Raw genomic sequence first — 22,862 nt, forward strand, 5'->3', positions numbered from 1 at the left:
AACCCTGATGCGGGGCCGCATCAGGGTTGATGCGCAGCCGGAGGTCCGGGTTGATGCGCAGCCGGAGGTCAGGCCTCTTGCGAGGCCGAATGCAAAGCCCGGAGCTTGCGTACGCCATCCACCGCGTAGTCCTTGTCGACCGCCTGCAGCGCGTGGATCGACACCTGCTCGTCGTCGAGCAGCTCCAGATGCGCCCAGGCCGAGTTCCGGTCGAAGCGCACCGCGCGCACCACGGTCCACGGCAGGTCGTAGCCGCCCACCACGTTGCGCACGTGCACGCCCTGCTCGTCGGCGCGGACCCGGGGCCGGCAGAAGGTCAGGATGCCCAGCCCGATCAGGATGCCCAGCCCGATCATGGCGGCCTGGTCACCCCGCTGGAAGCTGCCCGAGCCGACCTGGCCGGCGTTCTCGAAGCCGGCCTGGCCGTGCAGCCCGAAGCTGAGCACGGTGAAGAAGATCGCGACCGCGGCCGCCACCGGGGCGGCCACCAGGCGGATCTTCTTGGGGCGGAACACGACGTCGGTCGTCATGACTGTCATCACAACCTGCAGTTGGCGATATCGGTTACCAGGATCGCACGCGCGCCGAGCTCGTACAGCTCGTCCATCACCCGGTGCACCTGACTGCGCTGGACCATCGCCTGCACGGCGACCCAGCCCTCCCGGTGCAGCGGGGAGACGGTCGGCGACTCGATCCCCGGGGTCAGCCCGGTGGCCTGCTCCAGCAGGTCGGCCCGGACGTCGTAGGCGAGCATCACGAAGTTGCGGGCGACCAGCACGCCGTTGAGCCGGCGCAGCAGCTGGGTGGCGGCGGCCGGCGGCTCGGCCTCCCGGCCGATCAGGACGGCCGACGAGCGCATCAGCGGCTCGCCGAGCGTGACCAGGCCGGCCTGGCGCAGCGTGGCGCCGGTCTCCACCACGTCGGCGATCAGGTCGGCGACGCCGAGCCGGACCGCGTTCTCCACCGCGCCGTCCAGGCGGACCACGTCCGCCTTCAGCTCGTGCTCGGTCAGGTAACTGCCGACCAGGCCGGGGAAGGCGGTGGCGATCCGCTTCCCGGCGATCTGGTCGACCGAGGTCAGCGTGCCGGCCGGGGCGGCCCAGCGGAACGTGGCCCCGCCGAAGTTCAGGTCGAGCAGCTCGGAGGCCGGCGCCCCGGAGTCGACCAGCAGGTCGCGGCCGGTGATGCCGAGATCCAGGTCACCCGAGGCGACGTACGTCGCGATGTCGCGCGGCCGCAGGTAGAAGAACTCGACGTTGTTGGCTTCGTCACGGCAGGCCAGGTCTTTGGGATCGGTGCGCTGACGGTAGCCGGCGTCCTTCAGCATCTGGGTGGCCGGCGCGGACAGGGTGCCCTTGTTCGGGATGGCGATGCGCAGCATTGACGTGCTCCTTCACTCTTCGACGGACGGACCGGGGCCGCACGTCAGAGATGTCGGTACACGTCCTTGAGCTCGAGTCCGGTGGCGATCATCAGGACCTGTGCCTGGTAGAACAGCTGGGAGATCTCCTCGGCGGCGCGTTCCGGACCCTCGTGCTCGGCGGCCATCCAGGACTCGGCCGCCTCTTCGACGACCTTCTTCCCGATGAAGTGGACACCTCGTTGAAGGGCGTCGACCGTGCCCGAACCGGGGGTCTGTTCCGCCGCCTTGCGCTGCAACTCGGCAAACAGTTCTTCGAACGTCTTCACGGGAGACGATTGTTGCAGCTCATTACGGTCTGACGACGAACGCCCCCAGCCCGTGGGACGTCTTTTAAGCTCCCCGCATGGTCAGCCGTCTCACCCCCCTCCTCGTGGGTGGCGCCGCACTGGCGCTCGCCACTGTCACGGCCTGTTCCCCGGTCGAGGACGACAGCACCTCCGGCGCATCCCCCTCCTCCTCCGCGGCGGACGCCTGTCCGTCCGGCTCCCTCGGCACCGTCGCCGCGGGCAAACTCACCATCGGCACCGACGACCCGGCGTACGAGCCCTGGTTCTCCGACAGCAAGCCGGCCAACGGGAAGGGCTTCGAGTCCGCGGTGGCCTACCAGGTCGCCGAGCGGCTCGGGTACTCGAAGGACAACGTGGTCTGGACGGCGGTGACGTTCAACAACGCGATCGCCCCCGGGCCCAAGGCGTTCGACTTCGACATCAACCAGTTCTCCATCACCGACGAGCGCAAGCAGGCGGTGGACTTCTCCTCGCCGTACTACCTGGTCCGGCAGACGGTGATCACGACGAAGAAGTCGAAGATCGCCGGCGCCAAGTCGCTGGCCGACCTGACCGGGGCGAAACTCGGCGCCCAGGTCGGCACCACCAGCTACCAGGCGATCACCGACATCATCAAGCCGACCACCAAGCCGTCGGTGTTCAACAACAACGACGACGCCAAGAAGGCGCTGGAGAACGGCACCGTCGACGGCATCGTGGTGGACCTGCCGACCGCGTTCTACATGACCGGCGCCGAGCTGAAGGACGGCGTGATCGTCGGCCAGCTGCCGCAGGTCGGCGTGCCCGAGCAGTTCGGCCTGGTGCTGGACAAGGGCTCGAAGCTGACCGGCTGCGTCAGCCAGGCGGTCGACCAGCTGCGTCAGGACGGCACCCTCGCGGTGCTGGAGAAGACCTGGCTGTCCGACTCCGGGGCGCCCGAGCTCAAGTGACCCACGCACCAAGTCAGCGGCAGCGCGAGCGGATCGCCTACCGTCGCCGGCAGGCGATCCGCTCGGTCCTGCTCGCCGCGCTGTCCACCGCGGTCGCCGGCACGCTGCTCGCGGTCGGCGTGACCGGGGCGCCCGGCTGGCCGCGGGTCAAGGAGTCGTTCTTCAACGGGGACGTCGCCGTGGCGTACTTCCCGTCCGTGCTGGACGGGTTCTGGCTCAACGTCCGGCTGTTCCTGGTGTGCGCGCCGGTGGCGCTCGCGCTCGGGCTGCTGATCGCGGTGCTGCGCACGCTGCGCGGGCCGGTCACCTTCCCGGTCCGGGCGCTGACCGCCGGGTACACCTACTCGTTCCGCGGGCTGCCGCTGATCATCGCGATCTACCTGTTCGCCTTCGGCATCCCCGGGCTGCGGCTGCAGGGCACCCCGGACGTGGTGGTGCTGGGCGGGGCGGCCATCGTGATCACCTACGGGGCGTACCTGGCCGAGGTGTTCCGGGCCGGGATCGAGTCGGTGCATCCCAGCCAGGTCGCGGCGGCCCGGTCGCTGGGCCTGAGCCACCGGCAGGCGATGCGCCATGTGGTGCTCCCGCAGGCGGTCCGCCGGGTCACCCCGCCGCTGCTCAACGACATCGTGGCGCTGCAGAAGGACGTCGGGCTGATCTCCCTGGCCGGGCCGGTCGACGCGATCCGGGCGGCCCAGATCGGGGTGGCCAAGAGCGGCAACTTCACCCCGTACGTGGTGGCCGCGGTGCTCTTCATCCTGCTCGCCCTGCCGCTGATCGCGATCACCGACCGGGTGACGCTGCGCGCGGCCCGAGCCCAGAACGCGGGGGCCTGACGTGGTGCTCTCCTGCCGGAACGTCCGGAAGGTCTTCGGCGACCAGGTGGTGCTCGACGACCTCAGCCTGGACGTCGGTGAGCACGAGGTGGTGGCGCTGATCGGCGCCTCCGGCTCGGGCAAGTCGACGCTGCTGCGCTGCGTGAACCTGCTCACCGAGATCGACGACGGGACCATCCACCTGGACGGCGACGAGATCACCGACCCCCGGGCGGACGCCGACCGGGTACGGCAGCGGATCGGGCTGGTCTTCCAGTCCTACAACCTGTTCCCGCACATGACGGTGCTGGACAACATCACGCTGGCGCCCACCCGCGTCCACAAGAAGTCTTCGGCGGACGCGCGGGACGAAGCGGTCCGGTGGCTGGAGCGGGTCGGTCTGGCGGACAAGGCGAAGGCCTATCCGGACCGGCTCTCCGGCGGCCAGCAGCAGCGGGTCGCGATCGTCCGGGCGCTGGTCAACAGTCCACGGCTGCTGCTGCTCGACGAGGTCACCTCGGCGCTCGACCCGGAGCTGGTCGGCGAGGTGCTCACCATGATCCGCGACCTCAAGGGCGAGGGGATGACCATGGTGCTGGCCACCCACGAGATGGGTTTCGCCAAGCAGGTCGCCGACCGGGTGGCTTTCCTGGACGGCGGCCGGGTCCTCGAGCAGGGGCCGCCCGAGCAGGTGCTGGGCGACCCCGTCGAAGCGCGGACCAGGCAGTTCCTGGCCCGGATCATCGAAGCCGGACGGCTCTGAGAGCTAGTCCTTCTCGATCTCGCGGATGGCGAGCACGGCGTCGAGCACGGCGACCGTGCTCTGCCAGCCCTTGTCCTCGATCGAGTCCTCCAGGCCGGCCCGGTCCCGGGCCTGGCCGAGGCTCTGCACGGTGAGCACGCCGTGCGCGACCGGGGTCCGCTCGTCCAGCGCGACCCGGGTCAGGCCGGCCGTGACCGCGTCGCAGACGTACTCGAAGTGCTGGGTCTCGCCCTTGATCACCACGCCGAGGGCAACCACCGCGTCACAGCGTCTCGCCAGCGCCTGAGCGACCACCGGCAGCTCGACCGAGCCGGCCACGCGCGCGACGACGACGTCCGTGACGCCGCACGCCTCGGCGGCCGCCCGGGCCCGCTCCACCATGTGGTCGACCAGGTCGTTGTGCCAGCGTGAGCCGACGATGCCGAGCCGCAGCCCGGCCGCGTCGACGGGCTGTGTGTGCGGATCACCGAAGCCGGCCATCTGAACCCCCCTTTTCCGTCATCTTCGCCCCTGGGTGAAGCGCTGGTCAGCCCAACGCCTCGAACAGGTGCCCCATCCGGTCCCGCTTGGTCCGCAGGTACCGGACATTCTCCGGGTGCAGGCGGACCGGCAGCTCCTCGCGGCCGGTGACCCGCAGGCCGTACCCCTCCAGGCCGGCCCGCTTGGCCGGGTTGTTGGTGAGCAGCCGCATCGAGCGCACGCCCAGGTCGTAGAGGATCTGCGCGCCGGTGCCGTAGTCCCGGGCGTCGGCCGGCAGGCCCAGCTCCAGGTTCGCGTCGACCGTGTCGAAGCCGCGGTCCTGCAGCTGGTACGCCTGGAGTTTGTGCAGCAGGCCGATGCCGCGCCCCTCGTGCCCGCGCATGTAGAGCACCACGCCCCGCCCGGCGGCGGCCACCCGCTCCAGGGCGGCGTCCAGCTGCGGGCCGCAGTCGCAGCGGCGGGAGCCGAAGACGTCCCCGGTCAGGCACTCGGAGTGCACCCGGACCAGCACGTCCTCGCCGTCGGCCAGGTCGCCGTAGACCAGCGCGACGTGCTCGCCGTTGTCCGCCGAGGTGCGGTAGCCGACCGCGGTGAAGACGCCGTGCTCGGTGGGGAGCACGGTCTCGACCACCCGGTCGATCTGCTTCTCCGAGCGCTCCCGCAGGTAGGCCACCAGGTCGGCGATGGTGACCAGGACCAGGTTGTGCTCGACCGCGAATTTCTCCAGGTCGGGGAGGCGCTGCATGGTGCCGTCGTCGTTGACCATCTCGCAGAGCGCGCCGGCCGGGCTGCAGCCGGCCAGCACCGCCAGGTCGATCGAGGCCTCGGTGTGGCCCGGGCGGCGCAGCACGCCACCGGCCTTGGCCCGCAGCGGCACCACGTGCCCCGGGCGGGACAGGTCGGACGGCTCGGTGGCGGCCGAGCCGAGCAGGCTGATCGTGCGCGCCCGGTCGGCGGCCGAGATGCCGGTGCTCACGCCGTGCCGGGCGTCGACGGCGACCGCGTACGCGGTGCCTTTCTTGTCCTGGTTGGTGTGGTACATCGGGGGCAGCTCCAGCCGGTCGGCCTCCGACTCGGTGATCGCCACGCAGATGTACCCCGACGTGTAGCGGACCATGAACGCGACCAGCTCCGGGGTGGCGTGCTCGGCCGCGAAGATGAGGTCGCCCTCGTTCTCCCGGTCCTCGTCGTCCACCACGATCACCGGCCGGCCGGCCTTGATCTCGGCGATCGCGCGCTCGATGCTCTCAGACATTGCGGCTCCCCAGCATCTTCTCGACGTACTTGGCGATCACGTCGACCTCGAGGTTGACCGGCTCGCCGATGGCCTTGCTGCCCAGCACGGTGTGCTTGGAGGTGGCCGGGATCATCCCGACCGAGAACGTGTCGTCGGTGACCGCCATGACGGTCAGCGAGACGCCGTCGACCGTGATCGAGCCCTTCTCGACCACGTATTTCGCCAGCTCGGCGGGGAGCGAGAAGGTGACGATCTCCCACTGGTCGGCCGGCTCCCGGCTGACCACCCGGGCCACCCCGTCGACGTGGCCCTGCACCAGGTGGCCGCCGAGGCGGCTGCCCAGCGCGGCGGCCCGCTCCAGGTTCACGTTGCTGCCGACCCGCAGCGCGCCCAGCGACGAACGCCGCAGCGTCTCGCCCATCACGTCGGCGGTGAACACCCCGTCCACGTTGTCGATGACGGTGAGACAGACGCCGTTGACGGAGATCGAATCGCCGTCGCGGGCGTCCGAGGTGACCAGGGGACCCTTGACCGCGATCACGGCGGAGTCCGCACTGCCCTCGGTGAGCCGGACGATCTCACCCAACTCTTCGACGATGCCGGTGAACATAGGCTCAGTTCTCCTTTTGGCGGAGCGTGGCGGTGAAGCGCAGGTCGCCCCCGATCTGCGCGATGTCGGTGAAGTCGAGCTCCAGGGCCTCGGCGATGGTGCCGACCCCGGCGTCGACCAGGGCGGACCGTCCGGCGCCGAGCAGTTTCGGCGCGACGTAGCCGATCACCCGGTCGACCAGGCCGGCCGCGAGGAACGCGCCGGCCAGCGTCGGGCCGCCCTCCAGAAGAACGTTGCGGATGCCCCGGTCGTACAGCTCGGTGAGCATCGCGTGCAGATCGACCCGGCCGTCCGGCCCCTGACCGGTCTCGGCGGTGGTGACGATCCAGGTCGGCGCGGCCGCGTCGCGGACCCGGGCGCCGGCCGGGGTCCGCCCGTGCGAGTCGACCACCACGCGCAGCGGCTGCTTGATCGCCAGCGAGCCGTCCCGCAGGTCGCGGACGGTCAGCTGCGGGTCGTCGGCGACCACCGTGCCGACCCCGGCCACGATCGCGTCGACCGTGCTGCGCAGCACGTGCACGTCGAAGCGCGACTCGCTGGAGCTGACCCACTGGCTGGTCCCGTCCGCGGCGGCCGAGCGGCCGTCCAGGGTGGCGGCGAATTTCCAGGTCACGAACGGGCGGCCGCGGCGCACGGCGGTCAGCCAGGCGATGTTGCCCAGCTCGGCCTCGGCGCGGCGGACGCCGGTCTCCACTTGCAGGCCGGCCGCGCGCAGGGTGGCGGCGCCGCCGGAGGCCACCGGGTTCGGGTCGTCGACGGCGATCACCACGCGGCGCAGCCCGGCCTGGATCAGCGCCTCCGAGCACGGGCCGGTCCGGCCGGTGTGGTTGCACGGCTCCAGGGTGACCACGCAGGTGCCGCCGCGGGCCCGCTCGCCGGCCTGGGCGAGCGCGACGATCTCGGCGTGCGGGCCACCCGCGTACGCGTGGAAGCCCTCGCCGACCACCGAGCCGTCCGGGCCCAGCAGCAGGCAGCCGACCACCGGGTTGGGGCTGGTCGTGCCGAGGCCCCGGGCGGCCAGCGCGATCGCGCGGCGCATCGCCTCGTCCTCGGTCACCATCGCTGCGACGTCCCTCTCACGCGGTCGGATCACGCGCGACAGGCAACGGGAGAAACGCCAAGAATCGGACACCGAGGGTACGCTTCGCGCACCCCGGCCGGATGCGGCCCTCACTGAGGGCACACCCGTCCGATTCCGCGCGCTGTCTCCCATCCGGACTGTCTGACCAGGCATGTCGCCTGATCAACCGTCGGCCCCGGAGTCTCACCAGGTCCACCGGCCGTCGTGGTACGGACGTCCGGGTCGCGGGCTTACCGCCGCGCTGGCCAGGGGCCAGGCAACGGATCACCGCCGGTTCGGAATTTCACCGAGTCCCGCCAGCGCGTGGTGGGTTACCCCCGAGTCTTGCACGCGCCGGCGGATTTGCCACCCCGGGCGCGAGGGATCTCACAAACGCTTGCCGACCATGGCTCCGACCAGGGCGGCTGCGTGCTCCAGCTCGTCCTCGGTGTTGTAGTAGTGCGCCGAGAACCGGACCAGCGGCGGCAGGTTCCGCTCCTCGGTGTCGAACTGCTGGTGGGCCGGCTCGGTGCTGGTCACGTTAACCCCGGACTCGGCCAGCCGGGCCACCACCAGCTCCGCCTCCACCCCGTCGACCTGGGCGGTGACGATCGCGCACCGCTCCCGGCCCAGGTCGTGCACGGTCACCCCCGGGGTGTCCTCGAGCAGGCCGCGCATCCGGTCGCCGAGCTCGGCGTTCCGCTTGCCGATCTCGTCCAGTCCCAGGTTGAGCGCCTGGTCGACGGCCGCGCCCAGGCCGAGCACCGCCGCGTAGTTCAGCTCCCAGGTGGCGAACCGCTGTGCGCCGGGCACCCAGTCGAAGCCGCGCGCCCCGTCCCACTCCGCCGACTGGATCTCCGCGACGTGCGGGTCGAGCTGCTCCAGCACGCCGCTGCGGACCCAGAGGAACCCGGTCCCCCGCGGGCCACGCAGGAACTTGCGCCCGGTCCCGCAGAGGAAGTCGCAGCCGATCTCGTCGACGTCGACCGGGAACTGCCCCACCGACTGGGTCGCGTCCAGCAGGTAGGGGACGCCGGCGGCGCGGGCGATCCGGCCCACCTCGGCGGCCGGGTTGACCAGGCCGCCCGCGGTCGGCACGTGGGTCACGCCGATCAGCCTGGTGCGCCCGTCGATCAGGCCGGCCAGCGCGGCGGTGTCGAGCTGGCCGTCCGCGTCGTTCGGCACCACGACCACCTCGGCGCCCACCCGCCGGGCCGCCTGCAGGTAGGCGAGAACGTTGCTGCCGTACTCGTTGCGGCCGGTCAGCACCCGGTCGCCGGGCCGCAGCGGCACCGAGTAGAACGCCGCCTGCCAGGCGTGCGTCGCGTTGTCGAAGAGCGCGATCTCGTCGGTCCGGCCGCCCAGCAGCTCGGCGAGCCCGGCATAGACGGCCGCGACCCGGTCGGCGGCCGCGTCGGCCGCCTCGTAGCCACCGATCCGCGCCTCGAGCCCGAGGTGCCCGACGATGGCGTCCAGGGTCTGCTGCGACATCAGGGCCGCGCCGGCGTTGTTCAGATGGATCCGATTGCGGCAGCCGGGCGTCCCGGCCCGAAGCACGTCCACGTCCATGTCCGCAGCCTCGCAGATCCGGGGCGCGGACGCATCTGGCGTAGACAGTGTCTATCGGCTCTGGTAGACACTGTCTATGCCCGCTGACGACGCCTTACGTGATCGGCTCGTCCGGGTCGGCGCCGAGTTGCTGCGCACCGAAAGTCCCGGCGCGCTCTCACTGCGTGAGATCGCCCGGCGGGCCGGCGTCTCGCACGGCGCGCCGCGCCGCTACTTCCCGACCCACAAGTCGCTGCTCTCGGCCATCGCCCGGTCCGGGTTCGCCGAGCTCCGGGCGCAGATCGAGGCGGCCCTGCGGTCCGCTCCGGACGACCCGCGGTCGCAGATCACCAGCTTGGCCCAGATCTACGTACGATTCGCCGCCGCCAACCGGAGCATGTTCGAGCTGATGTTCCGGCACGACCTGCTGGAGACCGGCGGTGAGCTGGGGCTCCGGGACGCGTCACTGCCCCTCTTCCGGCTCCTGGTCGACCTGGTCGCCGCGGCCCGGCCGGCCGCGCAGCCACCCGCCCAGGTCACCGCCGCCGCCATCTGGGCCGCCCTGCACGGCACCGCCCAGCTCTGGATCTGGGGCTCGCTGACGCTGGCCACCGGAGCCACCGACCCAGGCCCGTTCATCGACGCCACCCTCGCCGCCCACCTGGGAAAGGACTCCCGATGACCCGGATGCCACCGCTGTACGCCGTCGCGCACCGCACCCTGGGCGCCGTGCTGCGCGGCCTCTGGCCGACCACGGTCACCGGCCTGGAGCACCTGCCGGCCGGCTCCGGCGCGATCCTGGCGGCCAACCACCACGCCATCGCCGACCAGTTGTTCCTCGGCGTCAACACCCCGCGACACATCGCCTTCTGGGCCAAGGCGGAGTACTTCCGCGGCTCCGGGCTCACCCGCCGGGTGGTCACCGGGATGGGCGCCATCCCGGTCGAGCGGGCCGGTGGCCGGGCGGTGCTCAGCGCCTTCGACGCGGCGGTGCCGATCCTGCGGGCCGGCGGCCTGGTCGCGGTCTTCGTCGAGGGAACCCGCTCGCCGGACGGGCGGCTCTACCGGGGGCGGACCGGGGCGGCCCGGCTCGCCGCGCAGGCCGGGGTGCCGATCGTCCCGGTCGGGATCCGGGGCACCGATCAGGTCCGGCCGGCCGGGCGCCGGTTCCCGCGGCGGCACCCGATCCGGCTCGACTTCGGCCCGGCGATCCCGGTGAAGGTGGAATCCGCCCAGGACGCCCGGCGCGCCACCGACGAGGTGGTCGCCGCCATCCAGGGGATGACCGGCCAGGAATACGCCGGAAAGTACGCTCCCCCACGTACCTAAATGGGGGTTTGATCCTCATCTTTCGCTTCGTTGCGGCGGCGGTCGATCGCGACGTAGGAGCCCGGCTGGGACTTGGCGACCTTCTTCATCTCCGAGGCGACCGCGATCACCATCCGCGGATCGGTGAACTGCCGGCCGTCCGCGGTCGCCTGGGCCACCCCGATCGACAGCGTGACCAGGGCGGCGCGCTGCTTGTTGCCGCGGCGGTCGGGCACCTCGATGTAGCCGCGCTGCGCGTCCTTCGCGTCGTAGAGCCGGTCGGCGGCCGACTCGAAGTCGGTGACCATGCTCTTGGTCAGCGGCAGCACCTGGTCCGGGTGGCAGATGAAGACGAAGTCGTCGCCGCCGATGTGGCCCAGGAAGATCGACGGCTTGCCGGTGGACGCGCTGGCCCGCTGCAGGCTGCGCGCCATCGCGGTGATGAACTCGTCGCCCCGGTCGAAACCGTAGACGTCGTTGACGCTCTTGAACCGGTCGATGTCGATGTAGCCCACCGAGTAGTCGCCGCCGGACCGGATCCGGTCGATGATCTCCCGGCGCACCCGGGCGTTGCCGGGCAGGCCGGTCAGCGGCGAGACCTCGCGGAACTCCTTGTTGCGCCGCAGTGTGGTGGAGACCCGGGCGATCAGCTCGGCGGTGTCGAACGGCTTGGTCAGATAGTCGTCGGCGCCGGTGGTCAGCCCGACCACCTTGTCCACCGTCATGCTCCGGGCGGTCAGCATGATCACCGGGAGCGCGGAGGTCAGCGGGTCGGCCCGCAGATTGCGGATCAGCTCGACCCCGTCCATCCGGGGCATCATCCAGTCGACCAGCGCCAGGTCCGGCCGGTGCTCCTCCATCAGGTCGAGCGCCTCCTGCCCGTCCCGGGCCCGGATCACCTCGAAGCCGTGCACCTTGAGGTTGAACTCGACGAAGCTCGCGATGTCCTGGTCGTCGTCGACGACCAGGATGAGGTCCGGTCGTTGCTCCTCGGCGTCGAGCCCGAGGTCCTCGACCACGGGCCCCGGCTCGGAAGTACTCACATCGAGTTCCCCATCCGATTGGCGGCCAGTGCCCGAAGCTTACGCACCGCCTCGGCCGGGTCGGCCATGCCATAGACCGCGGTGCCCGCCACGAACGCGTCCGCGCCCGCCTCGGCGGCCTGCTCGATGGTGTCCGCGGCGATCCCGCCGTCCACCTCGATGCGCACGTCCAGGTGACCCACCGCGACACGGCGGCGCACGTCACGCACCTTGTCCAGCATCTCCGGCAGGAACTTCTGCCCGCCGAACCCGGCCTTGATCGTCATGATCAGGACGGTGTCCAGATAGGGCAACAACTCCAGGTACGGCTCCACCGGGGTGTCCCGGTCGATCGCCAGGCCGGCCTTGGCCCCGGCCGCGCGCAGCGTCTTGGCCAGCGCCACCGGGTCGTCGCAGGCCTCCGCGTGGAACGTCACGTTGTACGCCCCCGCCTCGGCGTAGCCCGGCGCCCACCGCTGCGGGTCGGTGATCATCAGGTGCACGTCGAACGGGATCGTGGTCGCCTTCCGCAGGCTCTGCACGATCGGCAGGCCGAGCGTCAGGTTGGGCACGAAGTGGTTGTCCATGACATCCACGTGCACCCAGTCGGCGGCCCCCTCGATGGCGTGCACTTCCTCGGCCAGGCGGGAGAAGTCGGAGGCGAGGATGCTCGGCGCGATGATCGGCGAAGGTGTCACCGAAGCAGTGTATGACTCGCGCCGAGCACGTCCCGCACTAGTCAGCTGGTCCTTCGCAGGACGGCGAGGAACATCGCGTCGGTGCCGTGCCGGTGCGGCCACAGCTGGACCGTCGGGCCCGGGCCGAGCCCCGGCATCCCCGGCGGCAGCAGCGGCCGGGCGTCCACGAAGTCGACCTCGACCCCGCTGCGCCGGGCACCCTCGCTGACCGTGACCTGGGTCTCCACCATGTGAGGGGAACACGTCACGTACGCCACCACGCCGCCCGGGCGGACCGCGCGCAGCGCCGCCACCAGCAACTCGCGCTGCAGCTTGGTCAGCGGCGGCAGGTCGGCCGGCTGCCGGCGCCAGCGCGACTCCGGCCGCCGGCGCAGCGAGCCCAGCCCGGTGCACGGCGCGTCGACCAGCACCCGGTCGAACGCCTCCTCCGGCAGGTCCGGGTCGCGGCCCACCGAGCGGCCGTCCATCGGCAGGACGGTCACCGGCATGCCCTCGGTGGCCTGCTCGACCAGGCGGGCCCGATGCTCGGCCACCTCGACCGCGGTCACCTCGGCGCCCCGGCCGGCGGCGATCGCGCCGATCAGGCCGGTCTTGCCGCCCGGCCCGGCGCACAGGTCCAGCCAGCGGGTGTCCCGGCCCTCCAGCGGGGCGGCCAGCAGCGCCGCCGCGACCAGCTGGGAACCCTCGTCCTGGACGTGCGCCCGGCCCTCCCGGATGGCGGCCAGCTCGCGCGGGGCGCCGCCGTTCAGATACACCGCGTACGGCGAGAAGGCACCGGGGACACCGTTGACCTCGTCGGCCAGCTCGACCGCGTCGGCCCGGCCCGGACGGGCGCACAGGTGCACCACCGGCGCCTGGTTGTCCTCGATCAGCAGCCGGGCGGTGTCCTCCAGGTCGCCGCCGAGCGCCTCGGCGAACGACCGCACGATCCACTCCGGATGGTGGTGGTGCACCGCGAGGTTGCCGACCGGGTCCTCGTCGTGGGACGGGGCCAGTTTCGCCAGCCAGTCGTCGAGCGAGGTCTCCGAGATGGTGCGCATCACCGCGTTGGCGAACCCGGCCGCGCCCGGCGCCACCGAGCGGACCAGGTCGACCGTCTGGTTCACCGCGGCGTGCGACGGCACCCGGGTGTAGAGCAGCTGGTAGGCGCCGAGCCGGAGAGCGTCCCGGGCCGGCGGGTCGATCTGCGACAGCTCCCGCCCGGAGGCGTCCGCGATGATCAGGTCGAGGGTGCCGAGCGCGCGGAGCGTGCCGTAGGTCAGCTCGGTGGCGAACGCGGCGTCCCGCCCGTGCAGGCCCATCCCGCCGAGGATCTCGCCCAGCACCAGGTTGGCGTAGGCGTCGTCGCGGTGCACGGCGGCAACCGCCTCGTAGGCGGCCTGGCGCGCCGGGTCCGACGGCGGCCGGCCGGCCCGCGGCGCGCGACCGCTGCGCTGGTCGCGCGGATGTCCCGGCCCGGACGGCCGGCGAGGGCCGGCGCCGTGCGGCCGTGGAGCCCGATGTTCCGTCACGCGAATTTTTCCCCTGCCTCGATACGCATACCGCGCGCCCAATCGGTCGCGGCCATCGGTTTCTTGCCCGCCGCCCGGACCTCGCCGAGCTGCACGGGCGTGGTGGCGGTGCCGGCGAGCACCTGGGTGCGCTCCACCCGCAGCTCGCCCGGCTCCAGACGCGGCGCGTTGGCGACCGGCCGGACCGGTCCCAGTTTGAGCCGGTCGTCGCGGAGCGTGGTCCAGGCGCCCGGCGCCGGCGTGCACGCCCGGATCCGCCGGTCGACCGCGAACGCCGGATCGGTCCACCGGACCCGGGCGTCGTCGGCGGTCAGTTTCGGCGCCAGGCTGACCCCGTCGTGCGGCTGCGGGTGCGCCCGGGCGGTCCCCGCGCCGATCGCGTCGAGCACCGCGACGAGCAGGCCGGCGCCCTCGTGGGCGAGCCGCTCCAGCAGGTCGCCGGAGGTGTCGTTGAACCGGATCTGGTCGGTGACCGTGCCGTAGACCGGGCCGGTGTCCAGCCCCGCCTCCAGCTCGAAGACGCTGGCCCCGGTCACCTCGTCGCCGTGCAGCACGGCGTGCTGCACCGGCGCCGCGCCGCGCCAGGCGGGCAGCAGCGAGAAGTGCAGGTTCACCCAGCCGTGCCGGGGGATCTCCAGGGCCGACGGCGGGACCAGGGCGCCGTAGGCCACCACCGGCACACAGTCCGGCGCCAGGGCGCGCAGGCGCTCCTGGAAGTCCGGGTCGCGCGGTCTGTCCGGGGTCAGCACCTCGATGCCGCGCTCGTCGGCCCAGGCGCCGACCGGGGAACGGACCAGGCGGCGGCCGCGGCCGGCCGGGGCGTCCGGGCGGGTCACCACGGCGAGCAGCTCGTGCCCGGACGCGGCGATCGCGTCCAGGCTGGGCAGCGCCACCTCCGGGGTGCCGGCGAAGACCAGGCGCATCAGCTCACCGCCCCACGCCGAAGATGCCCCGGCCGTGCGGGCTCTCCTTGACCGTCGGGGGCTTGGCCGCGTCGTACCACTCGGCGGCGCGGATCTGCTTCATCGCGTCCTTGCGGCCGGCCGTGTCCAGCCGGTCCAGGAACAGCACGCCGTCCAGGTGGTCGGTCTCGTGCTGCACGCAGCGGGCCATCAGGCCGGTGCCGACCAGCTGGACCGGCTCGCCGTGCTCGGAGAAACCGTTCGCCACCACGTTCTGCCGGCGCTTGGTGTCGACGTAGATGCCCGGGATGGAGAGGCAACCCTCCGGTCCGTCCTGCTCCTCGTCGTCCGGGAACGACAGCACCGGGTTGACGATGTGCCCGACCACGTCGTCCACGTCGAAGGTGAACACCCGCAGGCCGACACCCAGCTGCGGGGCGGCCAGGCCGGCGCCGCCCTCGTCCAGCATCGTGTCGGTCAGATCCTTGACCAGCTTGCGCAGTTCCTTGTCGAAGTCGACGACCGGATCGGCCGCAGTGCGCAGCACCGGATCGCCGAAGAGACGGATGGGCTGGACGGTCACGCGGCGGAACTCCTCAGTCTAAGAAAACGGCTAACACAGTCTACGGACCTAGAAGAGGTCGGCCGGGTCCACCTGGATGCGGACCGGGACCGCCGCCTTGCGGGCGCTGCGCACCCCGGCGGCCACGTGCAGCGCGTGCGCCAGGTCGGCGGCCCGGGACCGGGACACCCGCAACAGCATCCGCTCCTGCTCGTCGCCGGCCGGAACCGGGCCCAGCTGCTCGGTGCCGTCCGGCAGGTCGGCGATGCCGAGCAACTCGGCGACAGCCGGCGCCGGGCCGGTGACACTGGCCATCCGAGCCGCCGGCGGGAAACCCAACTCGCGGCGTTCGGCCAGCTCACGGGCTGCGAACCAGCCCGGGTCCCAGCGCAGCAGGGCCTGCACCGGGGCCAGCGAGCCGTCCGCCACCACGATCACCTTGCCGCCCTCCGAGCCGGGACGGGCCAGCGCCGACGCGTTCAGCCAGCGGCGCATGGTCTCCTCGGCGGCCCGCAGATCGGCCCGGCTGAGCAGCGCCCAGGTGTCCAGCAGCAGCACCGTGCCGTAGCCCCCGGCGGCCACCGGCTCGGCGCCCGGGGTGGCCACGACCATGGCCGGCCCGCCCGGGACCGTGTCCAAGATCTCGTCCCGGCCGGAGGTGCGCACCGGCACACCCGGGAACGCCCGGCCCAGCTCCTCGGCGGTCCGCCGGGCGCCGATGATCGACGCGCGCAGCCGCCGCTCGCCGCAGACCGGGCACTGGTAGGCCGGGAAGTTCCGTCCGCACCACAGGCAGACCGGCACGTCCCGGGCGCTGTGCAGGGCCAGTGGACCGGAGCATTTCGGGCAACGGGCCGGATTTCGGCACTCCACGCAGGCCACCGCCGGCAGGTAACCCCGCCGCGGCACCTGGACCAGCACCGGCGCGCCGGCCTGCAACGCGCCCCGAGCCGCCTGCCAGGCCACGCTCGGCAGCCGTGCGGTCACCGCGCCCGGATCCCGGGCCAGCTGCGGATCGTCGCCGGTCGGCGAGATCATCGGCTGCCGGCGGCGGAGCACGCCCCGGTCCGCGACGATCTCCCGGGCCCAGCCGGTCTCCAGCAGCAGCTGCCCCTCGCCGGTCCGGGCGAAACCGCCGACCAGGGCGGCGCAGTCGGCCAGCCGGGCGCGGGTGAGCAGCACGTCGCGGGCGTGCGGATAGGGCGAGCGGGGCTCGGCGTGCAGGTCGTCGCCGTCGTCCCAGATCACCACCAGGCCCAGGTCGGCGACCGGGGCCCACATCGCGGCCCGGGTGCCGGCCACCACCGGCACCTGATGCCGGCTGGCGGCGAGGAACCGCCGGTAGCGCTCGGCCGGGCCGAGCGCCGCGTTCAGCGCGACGTGCCGGCCGGCGCCGAGCACCTCGGTCAGCGCGCGGTCGACGCGGTCCAGGTCACGCGCGTCGGCGACCACGATGACCACGCCCCGGCCGCCGCGCACGGTGGCCGCGGCCGCCTCCGCGATCCGGAGCGGCCAGTCCTCGCCCGGCAGCGCCGACCAGACCGCCCGGGGGGCGCGGCCGTCCTCCAGGGCCCGCAGATAGGCCGGGCCGGCCGCATAAGCGTCCCAGCCACCCGCGGCGGGCGGGCGGAAAGCGGGCGGGCCCTCGGCAGCCGGGTCACCCTCACCGGACGCCGGCACCGCTGACTGCTGCCGCCCGCCGGGGCCCTCACCGGCTCCCGTCGCGAGCGCCTCGGGCTCGGCCACTGCGGCCACCCCGGGCTGCCCCGCCGCGACCGCCTCCAGTTGACCCGCCGGGACCGCTGCGGGCTGCCCCGCTGCGACCGCCGCCGGCTGGTCCGCCACGCCCGCTCCGGGCTGCCCCGCCACGCCCACTCCGGGCTGCCCCGCCACGGCCGCCTCTGGCCGCTCCGCCACGGCCGCCTCTGGCCGCTCCGCCGCGGCCGCCTCCGGCCGGTCCGCCGCGATGCCGTCCCCCGCCACGCCGCTCGTGGCCGCGCCGGCCGCGGGATCGTGCCGCGACCTGGGCGGGGCCGCCTGCGACTCCACCCGTGCGTGCCGGGGTGGCACCGCGAGCCGCAGCACGTCCGCCAGGCTCCCCGCATAGCGGTCCGCGACGGCCCGGGCGGCCCGGACCACCTCCGGGTCGAGCACCCGCTCCGGGGAGACGACCTTCTCCAGGAAGGCCAGCCGGCCCTGATGCTCCGAGGCCTCGGCCCGGGCCAGCAGGAACCCGCCGACCAGCTGGCCGGCGAACCGCACCTTCACCCGCACGCCGGGCTGCGCCGCCTCGTCGTCGGCGCTGGAGACCAGATAATCGAACGGCCGGTCCAGGTGCGGCAACGGCACGTCGACACACACCCGGGCCACCGGCAGACGCTCCGCCGGCTCCCGCTCCGCACGCACACTCTTGGTCCCCATCGCCGAACATTCTGCCCGCCCCCTCCGACAATTCCGGTCGCAGGCGAGGGCACGGCGGCAGCCGGCCGGGATCAGTGGGCCAGGCAGGTCACCGTCAGGCGCCGCCGCTGGCACTCACGGTCGCGGCCGCCATCCACTGCCCGCCGCTCGTCACCGCTGGCAGCCAGACACCACCGCCGGCACTCACAGTCGCGGCCGCCACCCACTGCCCGCCGCTGGTCACCGCCGGCAGCCAGACGCCGCCGCTGGCACTCACGGTCGCGGCCGCCACCCACTGCCCGCCCGCTGGTCACCGCTGGCGCCAGACACCACCGCCGGCACTCACGGTCGCGGCCGCCACCCATTGCCCGCCGCTGGTCACCGTGGTCGCAGCATCACCGCTGTTCCTCACGGTTGCTGTGCCGTCCGGGTTGCGGTGCTCGCGGTTGGCCGGTTTCGGTACGGCCGGAGCACCCCCCAGCCGCGCAGTGCCTCGTGGCGGGCTACCCGGTCGGGAACGGACGAAGCCGGCGCCCCTGGGGGCACCGGCTTCGCGAAAGGCAGCGTCAGGACGCGGCGTTCTTCAGGTCCTGGGCGCGGTCGGTGCTCTCCCACTTGAGGTCCGGCAGCTCCCGGCCGAAGTGGCCGTAGGCGGCGGTCTGCTGGTAGATCGGGCGGAGCAGGTCCAGGTCGCGGATGATCGCGGCCGGGCGGAGGTCGAAGACCTCGGTGATGGCCTTCTCGATCCGCTCGACCGGCACGTTCTCGGTGCCGAAGGTCTCCACGAACAGGCTGACCGGGTGGGCCTTGCCGATCGCGTAGGCGACCTGGGTCTCGCAGCGCTCGGCCAGGCCGGCGGCGACCACGTTCTTGGCGACCCAGCGCATCGCGTACGCCGCGGAGCGGTCGACCTTGGACGGGTCCTTGCCGGAGAAGGCGCCGCCGCCGTGCCGGGCGTAGCCGCCGTAGGTGTCCACGATGATCTTGCGGCCGGTGAGGCCGGCGTCGCCCATCGGGCCGCCGATCTCGAAGCGGCCGGTCGGGTTGACCAGCAGACGGTAGCCCTCGGTCTCCAGGCCGAGGCCCTCCAGCTCGGGGCCGATCACGTGCTCGCGCACGTCCGGGGTGAGCAGCGACTCCAGCGAGATGTCCGCGGCGTGCTGCGAGGAGACCACGACGGTGTCCAGGCGGACCGGGCGCAGGCCGTCGTACTCGATGGTGACCTGGGTCTTGCCGTCCGGGCGAAGGTACGGAATGGTGCCGTCCTTGCGCGCCGCGGACAGCCGGCGGGCCAGCCGGTGTGCGAGCGCGATCGGCAGCGGCATCAGCTCGGGGGTCTCCGAGCAGGCGAAGCCGAACATCATGCCCTGGTCGCCGGCGCCCTGCTGGTCCAGGATGTGCTCGGAGTCGCCCTCGCGCAGCTCGATCGCGCTGTCCACGCCCTGGGCGATGTCCGGCGACTGCGAGCCGATGGAGACGCTGACGCCGCAGCTGGCGCCGTCGAAGCCCTTCTTCGACGAGTCGTAACCGATCGCCAGGATGGTGTCGCGCACGATCTTGGGGATGTCGGCGTAGGCCTGGGTGGTGACCTCGCCCGCTACGTGCACCTGGCCGGTGGTGATCAGGGTCTCGACCGCGACACGGCTCCGCGGGTCCTGCGCGAGCAGGGCGTCGAGAATCCCGTCGCTGATCTGGTCAGCGATCTTGTCCGGGTGGCCTTCCGTGACCGACTCGGAAGTGAACAGGCGGCGTGCCACGGTGCTCCTCAGTTGTCGAATACAGGTAACGCGGAAGTCTAATCAGACCGGCCGACCGTCACCGACCTGGGCATCGAGCCTGCCCACGACGTGGTCCAAGATCCTATCGGATACATCGTCTTTGGATAATTCCTCGAGCGCCTCGGTGTAGCCGTCCGCGCCCAGCACAGTAACGGTGTTCCGATCCTGGCCGAAGACCCGATCGACGCCCACCTCATTCACCACGATGAGATCCGCACGCTTCTTCCGCATTTTCGCCCGGGCGTGTTCCAGCGCGTCGTGGGTCTCCGCGGCGAACGCCACCAGGATCTGCCCGGGCAGCTTGGCCGCGCCCAGCTCGGCGGCGATGTCCGGGTTCGTGACCAGGGTGATCGGGGCGGGCAGGCCGTCCTCGGTCTTCTTGATCTTCTGCTCGGCGACGGTGGCCGGGCGGAAGTCGGCGGGCGCGGCGGCCATCACCACGACGTCCGCCGACGCGGCCGCCTCGACGGTGGCCTTGCGCAGCTCCTCGGTGGTGCCCACCCGGATCAGGTCGGCGCCGGCCGGGTCGGGCAGCGACACGTTCGCCGCGATCAGCGTCACCCGCGCGCCGCGGGCCAGGGCGGCCCGGGCCAGGGCGTAACCCTGCTTGCCGGACGAGCGGTTGCCGAGGAAGCGAACCGGGTCGAGGGGCTCGCGGGTGCCGCCGGCGGTCACCACGACGTGCCGGCCGGCCAGATCCGGCGCGGCGGCCAGGGCGCGGAGGGCGTACGAGAAAATCGCCGAAGGCTCAGGCAAGCGGCCCTTGCCGGTGTCCTTGCCGGTGAGGCGGCCGACGGCCGGCTCGATCACCAGGGCGCCGCGGGAGCGCAGGGTCGCCACGTTGGCCCGGGTGGCCGGGTTCTCCCACATCTCGGTGTGCATGGCCGGCGCGTAGACGACCGGGCAGGTGGCCGTGAGCAGGGTGTTGGTGAGCAGGTCGTCGGCGATCCCGTGGGCCGCCTTGGCCAGGATGTCGGCGGTGGCCGGGGCGACCACGACCAGCTCGGCGGCGCGGCCGATCCGCACGTGCGGCACCTCGTGGGCGTCGTCCCACACCTGCGTCGCGACCGGGCGGCCGGAGAGGGCGGCCCAGGTCGGCTCGCCGACGAACTTGAGCGCCGAGGCGGTCGGCACCACCCGGACGCCGTGGCCGGACTCGGTGAACAGTCGCAGCAGCTCGCACGCCTTGTAGGCGGCGATGCCCCCACAAACCCCCAGAACGACCTCAGTCACCGATTCTCACCTCGGATAGCAGTCGATCCCGCGCCCAGGAGCTGGACACGGGATCGGACGAACGCGCGGACCCTTTACGGGTGGTCGGTCGACTCGGCGGTCAGCAGACCAGCGTTGATCTCCCGCATCGCGATGGAGAGCGGCTTCTCCTGCGGGGTGGTCTCGACCAGGGGCCCCACATACTCGAGCAGACCCTCGCCGAGCTGGCTGTAGTAGGCGTTGACCTGGCGGGCGCGCTTGGCCGCGAAGATCACCAGCGAGTACTTCGACGAGGTCTTGTCGAGCAGCTCGTCGATCGGCGGGTTGGTGATGCCCTCGGGGTTGGCGACAGTTCCCACTGTGGTGAATCCTTAATGCTCGTGGGCTAGGTATAACGAACCGAGCAAGCCTACCAGCTCGTCAGCGGCCCGCTCGACGAAGTCGTTCACCACGGTGACGTCGAACTCGGACTCGGCGGCCAGCTCCTCGTCCGCGTGGGCGAGCCGGCGCTTGATCGTCTCCGGGTCGTCGGTGCCCCGGCCGATCAGCCGGCGCTGCAGCTCCTCGACGCTGGGCGGGGCCAGGAAGACCAGCTGGGCCTCCGGCATGGCGGCCCGCACCTGGCGGGCGCCCTGCAGGTCGATCTTCAACAGAACGGGCCGGCCCTCCATGAGCCAGCCCTCGACCTGCGCGCGAGGCGTGCCGTACAGGTTGCCGGCGAATTCCGCCCACTCCAGTAGCTGACCGCCGTCGATCAGGCGCTGGAACTCGGCGCGAGTTGCGAAGTGATAGTGCTCGCCGTCGGTCTCGTAGTCGCGTTTCTTGCGTGTCGTGACCGACACCGACAACCGGATCCAAGGCGAGCGCGCCCGGATCAGCTCGATCACACTGTCCTTGCCGACCCCGGAGGGGCCGGACAGGACGGTGAGGCGGGCTGCCGGGCGCGCGTCGTCATCCATGCTCACGGCTCATTCCTACACGAGCCGATGAGTCAGTTCGCAGCGAACTCCCCCAGGAGGGCCTTGCGCTGCTGGTCGCCGAGACCCCGGAGCCGGCGGCTCTCGGCGATCTTCAGCTTCTCCATGATCTGGGTCGCGCGGATCTTGCCGATGCCCGGCAGCGCCTGAAGCACGGCCGAGACCTTCAGCTTGCCGACGACCTCATCGGCCTCCGCGCGGTCCAGCACGGCGGCGAGGGTGGTCTTGCCGGACTTGAGCTGTTCCTTCAGCTCAGCCCGAGCCTTGCGAACTTCCGCAGCCTTCTCCAGCGCGGCAGCGCGCTGCTCGGGGCTCAGTGACGGGAGCGGCACCAGTTCTCCTCAGGTCCCTATCGCGGCGGTAGTTCAATACCGGCGCTTCTGTGAAACGTGGTGTGCCAGGGAACCAAAGGGGCATGTGGTTCCCGGCGCCGGGAAAACTAGCGGTCATCGGCGCGTTCGGCAACGTCGGGGTACCCCGGCCCGCACCCGGATACGCAGCGGGTTTCACCCGAGCGCGGTGCGCACCTCGCCCAGAACACGGTCCGCCGCGGCCCGGAGATCACCGATTTCCGGGCCCGCCGCGAGGACTTCCCGTGAGTACGACGGCAACACGTTGTGCAGGCTTTCGCCGAAGACCGCGCGCAGGTCATCGGGTGTTCCGCCCTGCGCTCCGAGGCCCGGCGCGAGCAGCGGACCGTTCACCGAGGAAAGCTCGTGACCGGTCTTTCCGATCGTTGCGCCGACCACCAGCCCGAAACTTCCGAGAGTGCTCACACCCGCGTTGAGCTGGGAAATCTCGTCGATCACGGTCTGCGCGACGGTCTTCCCACCAGGGCTGACGGCATGCTGGACGGAAGCGCCTTCCGGGTTTGACGTCAGTGCCAGGACGAAAATTCCGGCGCCGGTTTCGGTCGCGAGATCGAATGCCGGCCGCAGCGAGCCGACTCCGAGATAAGGACTCACAGTAATCGCGTCGGCGCGCAGAGTACTCGCCGGATCGAGGTAGGCGGACGCGTACGCGGCCATCGTCGAACCGATGTCGCCCCGCTTCACATCGAGAAGAACAAGCGCTCCGGCTTCTCGGGACTGTCGGATAGTTGACTCAAGAATCGCGACGCCACGTGACCCAAATCTCTCAAAAAACGCCGACTGCGGCTTCAGCACGGCCACCCGATCGGCCAGCGCCTCGACCACCGTACGGGCGAAGCGTTCCAGGCCGGCGACATCGTCGGAGAGGCCCCAGCGGGCCAGCAGAGCGGCATGAGGATCGATGCCCACGCACAGCGGACCCCGTTGATCCATAGCGGTACGGAGCCGTTCGCCGAAGGTTTCCATGGA

The 22,862-nt window shown here is 72.0% G+C and carries 25 protein-coding genes and 1 riboswitch; of the genes, 5 read left to right on the forward strand and 20 right to left on the reverse strand.

Annotated features, from left to right (window positions below; translation table 11 throughout):
• Positions 1-68 precede the first annotated feature (68 nt).
• Genes BJY16_RS44365 through BJY16_RS44375 form a run of 3 tightly spaced genes read right to left on the reverse strand, consistent with a single transcriptional unit; the run spans position 69 to position 1,689 of the window.
• Positions 69-539, reverse strand: coding sequence for a PH domain-containing protein (locus tag BJY16_RS44365; RefSeq protein WP_185045695.1), 471 nt, complete (start codon positions 537-539; stop codon positions 69-71).
• On the reverse strand, positions 539-1,381 hold the full coding sequence (gene hisG / locus BJY16_RS44370) for an ATP phosphoribosyltransferase (RefSeq protein WP_185045696.1): 843 nt from the start codon (positions 1,379-1,381) through the stop codon (positions 539-541). The genes BJY16_RS44365 and hisG overlap by 1 nt, the downstream gene beginning before the upstream one ends.
• Positions 1,382-1,425: 44 nt before the next feature.
• A complete protein-coding gene (locus tag BJY16_RS44375) occupies positions 1,426-1,689 on the reverse strand; it encodes a phosphoribosyl-ATP diphosphatase (RefSeq protein ID WP_185045697.1) in 264 nt (87 codons plus the stop codon).
• Positions 1,690-1,766: 77 nt separating this feature from the next.
• On the opposite strand from BJY16_RS44375, the gene BJY16_RS44380 reads away from it, so the two are divergent.
• Genes BJY16_RS44380 through BJY16_RS44390 form a run of 3 tightly spaced genes read left to right on the forward strand, consistent with a single transcriptional unit; the run spans position 1,767 to position 4,217 of the window.
• Entirely contained in the window at positions 1,767-2,639 is an 873-nt protein-coding gene (locus BJY16_RS44380; protein ID WP_185045698.1) for an ABC transporter substrate-binding protein, read from the forward strand.
• Positions 2,636-3,475: an amino acid ABC transporter permease gene (locus BJY16_RS44385; protein ID WP_185045699.1), complete on the forward strand. Its 840-nt coding sequence runs from the start codon at positions 2,636-2,638 to the stop codon at positions 3,473-3,475. The genes BJY16_RS44380 and BJY16_RS44385 overlap by 4 nt, the downstream gene beginning before the upstream one ends.
• A gap of 1 nt (position 3,476) precedes the next feature.
• Positions 3,477-4,217 carry an amino acid ABC transporter ATP-binding protein gene (locus BJY16_RS44390; RefSeq protein WP_185045700.1) on the forward strand — a complete coding sequence of 247 codons (741 nt, stop codon included), beginning with the start codon at positions 3,477-3,479 and terminating at the stop codon, positions 4,215-4,217.
• Positions 4,218-4,220: 3 nt separating this feature from the next.
• Here BJY16_RS44390 and ribH read toward each other — a convergent pair whose 3' ends face one another.
• From ribH to BJY16_RS44415, 5 genes are all read right to left on the reverse strand, one after another.
• A complete protein-coding gene (gene ribH, locus BJY16_RS44395; protein ID WP_185045701.1) occupies positions 4,221-4,697 on the reverse strand; it encodes a 6,7-dimethyl-8-ribityllumazine synthase in 477 nt (158 codons plus the stop codon).
• A gap of 46 nt (positions 4,698-4,743) precedes the next feature.
• Positions 4,744-5,952 (reverse strand): bifunctional 3,4-dihydroxy-2-butanone-4-phosphate synthase/GTP cyclohydrolase II, encoded by a 1,209-nt coding sequence (locus BJY16_RS44400; RefSeq protein WP_185045702.1) that lies wholly within the window; start codon positions 5,950-5,952, stop codon positions 4,744-4,746.
• Positions 5,945-6,544 carry a riboflavin synthase gene (locus tag BJY16_RS44405; protein WP_185045703.1) on the reverse strand — a complete coding sequence of 200 codons (600 nt, stop codon included), beginning with the start codon at positions 6,542-6,544 and terminating at the stop codon, positions 5,945-5,947. The genes BJY16_RS44400 and BJY16_RS44405 overlap by 8 nt, the downstream gene beginning before the upstream one ends.
• A gap of 4 nt (positions 6,545-6,548) precedes the next feature.
• The gene (gene ribD, locus BJY16_RS44410) at positions 6,549-7,604 is read right to left on the reverse strand and encodes a bifunctional diaminohydroxyphosphoribosylaminopyrimidine deaminase/5-amino-6-(5-phosphoribosylamino)uracil reductase RibD (RefSeq protein WP_185046960.1); all 1,056 of its coding nucleotides are present in this window, start codon (positions 7,602-7,604) and stop codon (positions 6,549-6,551) included.
• Between the two features lie 137 nt (positions 7,605-7,741).
• A riboswitch (FMN riboswitch) is annotated at positions 7,742-7,930 on the reverse strand.
• 61 nt (positions 7,931-7,991) lie between these two features.
• Positions 7,992-9,173, reverse strand: a complete 1,182-nt coding sequence (locus BJY16_RS44415) for an aminotransferase class V-fold PLP-dependent enzyme (protein WP_185045704.1) — start codon at positions 9,171-9,173, stop codon at positions 7,992-7,994.
• Between the two features lie 76 nt (positions 9,174-9,249).
• Here BJY16_RS44415 and BJY16_RS44420 point away from each other — a divergent pair, with 76 nt between their 5' ends.
• Positions 9,250-9,834: a TetR/AcrR family transcriptional regulator gene (locus tag BJY16_RS44420; RefSeq protein ID WP_185045705.1), complete on the forward strand. Its 585-nt coding sequence runs from the start codon at positions 9,250-9,252 to the stop codon at positions 9,832-9,834.
• A gap of 5 nt (positions 9,835-9,839) precedes the next feature.
• The gene (locus BJY16_RS44425) at positions 9,840-10,481 is read left to right on the forward strand and encodes a lysophospholipid acyltransferase family protein (RefSeq protein WP_185046961.1); all 642 of its coding nucleotides are present in this window, start codon (positions 9,840-9,842) and stop codon (positions 10,479-10,481) included.
• Here the strand turns inward: BJY16_RS44425 and BJY16_RS44430 are convergent.
• From BJY16_RS44430 to pyrF, 12 genes are all read right to left on the reverse strand, one after another.
• Complete coding sequence (locus BJY16_RS44430) at positions 10,478-11,503, reverse strand: GGDEF domain-containing response regulator (RefSeq protein ID WP_373873416.1); 1,026 nt, start codon at positions 11,501-11,503, stop codon at positions 10,478-10,480. The genes BJY16_RS44425 and BJY16_RS44430 overlap by 4 nt on opposite strands.
• Positions 11,500-12,180, reverse strand: coding sequence for a ribulose-phosphate 3-epimerase (gene rpe / locus BJY16_RS44435; protein ID WP_185045706.1), 681 nt, complete (start codon positions 12,178-12,180; stop codon positions 11,500-11,502). The genes BJY16_RS44430 and rpe overlap by 4 nt, the downstream gene beginning before the upstream one ends.
• Positions 12,181-12,221: 41 nt before the next feature.
• Positions 12,222-13,691: an RsmB/NOP family class I SAM-dependent RNA methyltransferase gene (locus BJY16_RS44440; RefSeq protein ID WP_185045707.1), complete on the reverse strand. Its 1,470-nt coding sequence runs from the start codon at positions 13,689-13,691 to the stop codon at positions 12,222-12,224.
• Positions 13,688-14,614, reverse strand: coding sequence for a methionyl-tRNA formyltransferase (gene fmt / locus BJY16_RS44445; protein ID WP_185045708.1), 927 nt, complete (start codon positions 14,612-14,614; stop codon positions 13,688-13,690). The genes BJY16_RS44440 and fmt overlap by 4 nt, the downstream gene beginning before the upstream one ends.
• 4 nt (positions 14,615-14,618) lie before the next feature.
• Entirely contained in the window at positions 14,619-15,176 is a 558-nt protein-coding gene (gene def / locus BJY16_RS44450) for a peptide deformylase (RefSeq protein ID WP_185045709.1), read from the reverse strand.
• 48 nt (positions 15,177-15,224) lie between these two features.
• On the reverse strand, positions 15,225-17,576 hold the full coding sequence (locus BJY16_RS44455) for a primosomal protein N' (protein WP_185045710.1): 2,352 nt from the start codon (positions 17,574-17,576) through the stop codon (positions 15,225-15,227).
• A gap of 545 nt (positions 17,577-18,121) precedes the next feature.
• Positions 18,122-19,312, reverse strand: coding sequence for a methionine adenosyltransferase (gene metK / locus BJY16_RS44460; protein ID WP_185045711.1), 1,191 nt, complete (start codon positions 19,310-19,312; stop codon positions 18,122-18,124).
• 42 nt (positions 19,313-19,354) lie between these two features.
• A complete protein-coding gene (coaBC, locus tag BJY16_RS44465) occupies positions 19,355-20,566 on the reverse strand; it encodes a bifunctional phosphopantothenoylcysteine decarboxylase/phosphopantothenate--cysteine ligase CoaBC (protein ID WP_185045712.1) in 1,212 nt (403 codons plus the stop codon).
• A 74-nt stretch (positions 20,567-20,640) separates the two neighbouring features.
• Positions 20,641-20,904 (reverse strand): DNA-directed RNA polymerase subunit omega, encoded by a 264-nt coding sequence (rpoZ, locus tag BJY16_RS44470; RefSeq protein WP_185045713.1) that lies wholly within the window; start codon positions 20,902-20,904, stop codon positions 20,641-20,643.
• Positions 20,905-20,916: 12 nt separating this feature from the next.
• Positions 20,917-21,504 (reverse strand): guanylate kinase, encoded by a 588-nt coding sequence (gene gmk / locus BJY16_RS44475; RefSeq protein WP_185046963.1) that lies wholly within the window; start codon positions 21,502-21,504, stop codon positions 20,917-20,919.
• Positions 21,505-21,536: 32 nt separating this feature from the next.
• Positions 21,537-21,854: an integration host factor, actinobacterial type gene (gene mihF, locus BJY16_RS44480; protein ID WP_014693418.1), complete on the reverse strand. Its 318-nt coding sequence runs from the start codon at positions 21,852-21,854 to the stop codon at positions 21,537-21,539.
• A gap of 174 nt (positions 21,855-22,028) precedes the next feature.
• A complete protein-coding gene (pyrF, locus tag BJY16_RS44485; RefSeq protein ID WP_185045714.1) occupies positions 22,029-22,859 on the reverse strand; it encodes an orotidine-5'-phosphate decarboxylase in 831 nt (276 codons plus the stop codon).
• Positions 22,860-22,862: the final 3 nt, after the last annotated feature.

Source organism: Actinoplanes octamycinicus (genome assembly GCF_014205225.1).
Taxonomy (GTDB): domain Bacteria; phylum Actinomycetota; class Actinomycetes; order Mycobacteriales; family Micromonosporaceae; genus Actinoplanes; species Actinoplanes octamycinicus.

What these genes read in the sequence shown, in the direction of transcription:
- hisG (WP_185045696.1), bottom strand. Translation starts at nt 1,381, where the DNA reads ATGCTGCGCATCGCCATCCCGAACAAGGGCACCCTGTCCGCGCCGGCC.
- BJY16_RS44400 (WP_185045702.1), bottom strand. Translation starts at nt 5,952, where the DNA reads ATGTCTGAGAGCATCGAGCGCGCGATCGCCGAGATCAAGGCCGGCCGG.
- BJY16_RS44420 (WP_185045705.1), top strand. Translation starts at nt 9,250, where the DNA reads ATGCCCGCTGACGACGCCTTACGTGATCGGCTCGTCCGGGTCGGCGCC.
- BJY16_RS44405 (WP_185045703.1), bottom strand. Translation starts at nt 6,544, where the DNA reads ATGTTCACCGGCATCGTCGAAGAGTTGGGTGAGATCGTCCGGCTCACC.
- BJY16_RS44415 (WP_185045704.1), bottom strand. Translation starts at nt 9,173, where the DNA reads ATGGACGTGGACGTGCTTCGGGCCGGGACGCCCGGCTGCCGCAATCGG.
- fmt (WP_185045708.1), bottom strand. Translation starts at nt 14,614, where the DNA reads ATGCGCCTGGTCTTCGCCGGCACCCCGGAGGTGGCGCTGCCCAGCCTG.
- pyrF (WP_185045714.1), bottom strand. Translation starts at nt 22,859, where the DNA reads ATGGAAACCTTCGGCGAACGGCTCCGTACCGCTATGGATCAACGGGGT.
- gmk (WP_185046963.1), bottom strand. Translation starts at nt 21,504, where the DNA reads ATGGATGACGACGCGCGCCCGGCAGCCCGCCTCACCGTCCTGTCCGGC.
- BJY16_RS44455 (WP_185045710.1), bottom strand. Translation starts at nt 17,576, where the DNA reads ATGGGGACCAAGAGTGTGCGTGCGGAGCGGGAGCCGGCGGAGCGTCTG.
- BJY16_RS44380 (WP_185045698.1), top strand. Translation starts at nt 1,767, where the DNA reads ATGGTCAGCCGTCTCACCCCCCTCCTCGTGGGTGGCGCCGCACTGGCG.
- ribD (WP_185046960.1), bottom strand. Translation starts at nt 7,604, where the DNA reads ATGGTGACCGAGGACGAGGCGATGCGCCGCGCGATCGCGCTGGCCGCC.
- BJY16_RS44365 (WP_185045695.1), bottom strand. Translation starts at nt 539, where the DNA reads ATGACAGTCATGACGACCGACGTCGTGTTCCGCCCCAAGAAGATCCGC.
- ribH (WP_185045701.1), bottom strand. Translation starts at nt 4,697, where the DNA reads ATGGCCGGCTTCGGTGATCCGCACACACAGCCCGTCGACGCGGCCGGG.
- BJY16_RS44425 (WP_185046961.1), top strand. Translation starts at nt 9,840, where the DNA reads ATGCCACCGCTGTACGCCGTCGCGCACCGCACCCTGGGCGCCGTGCTG.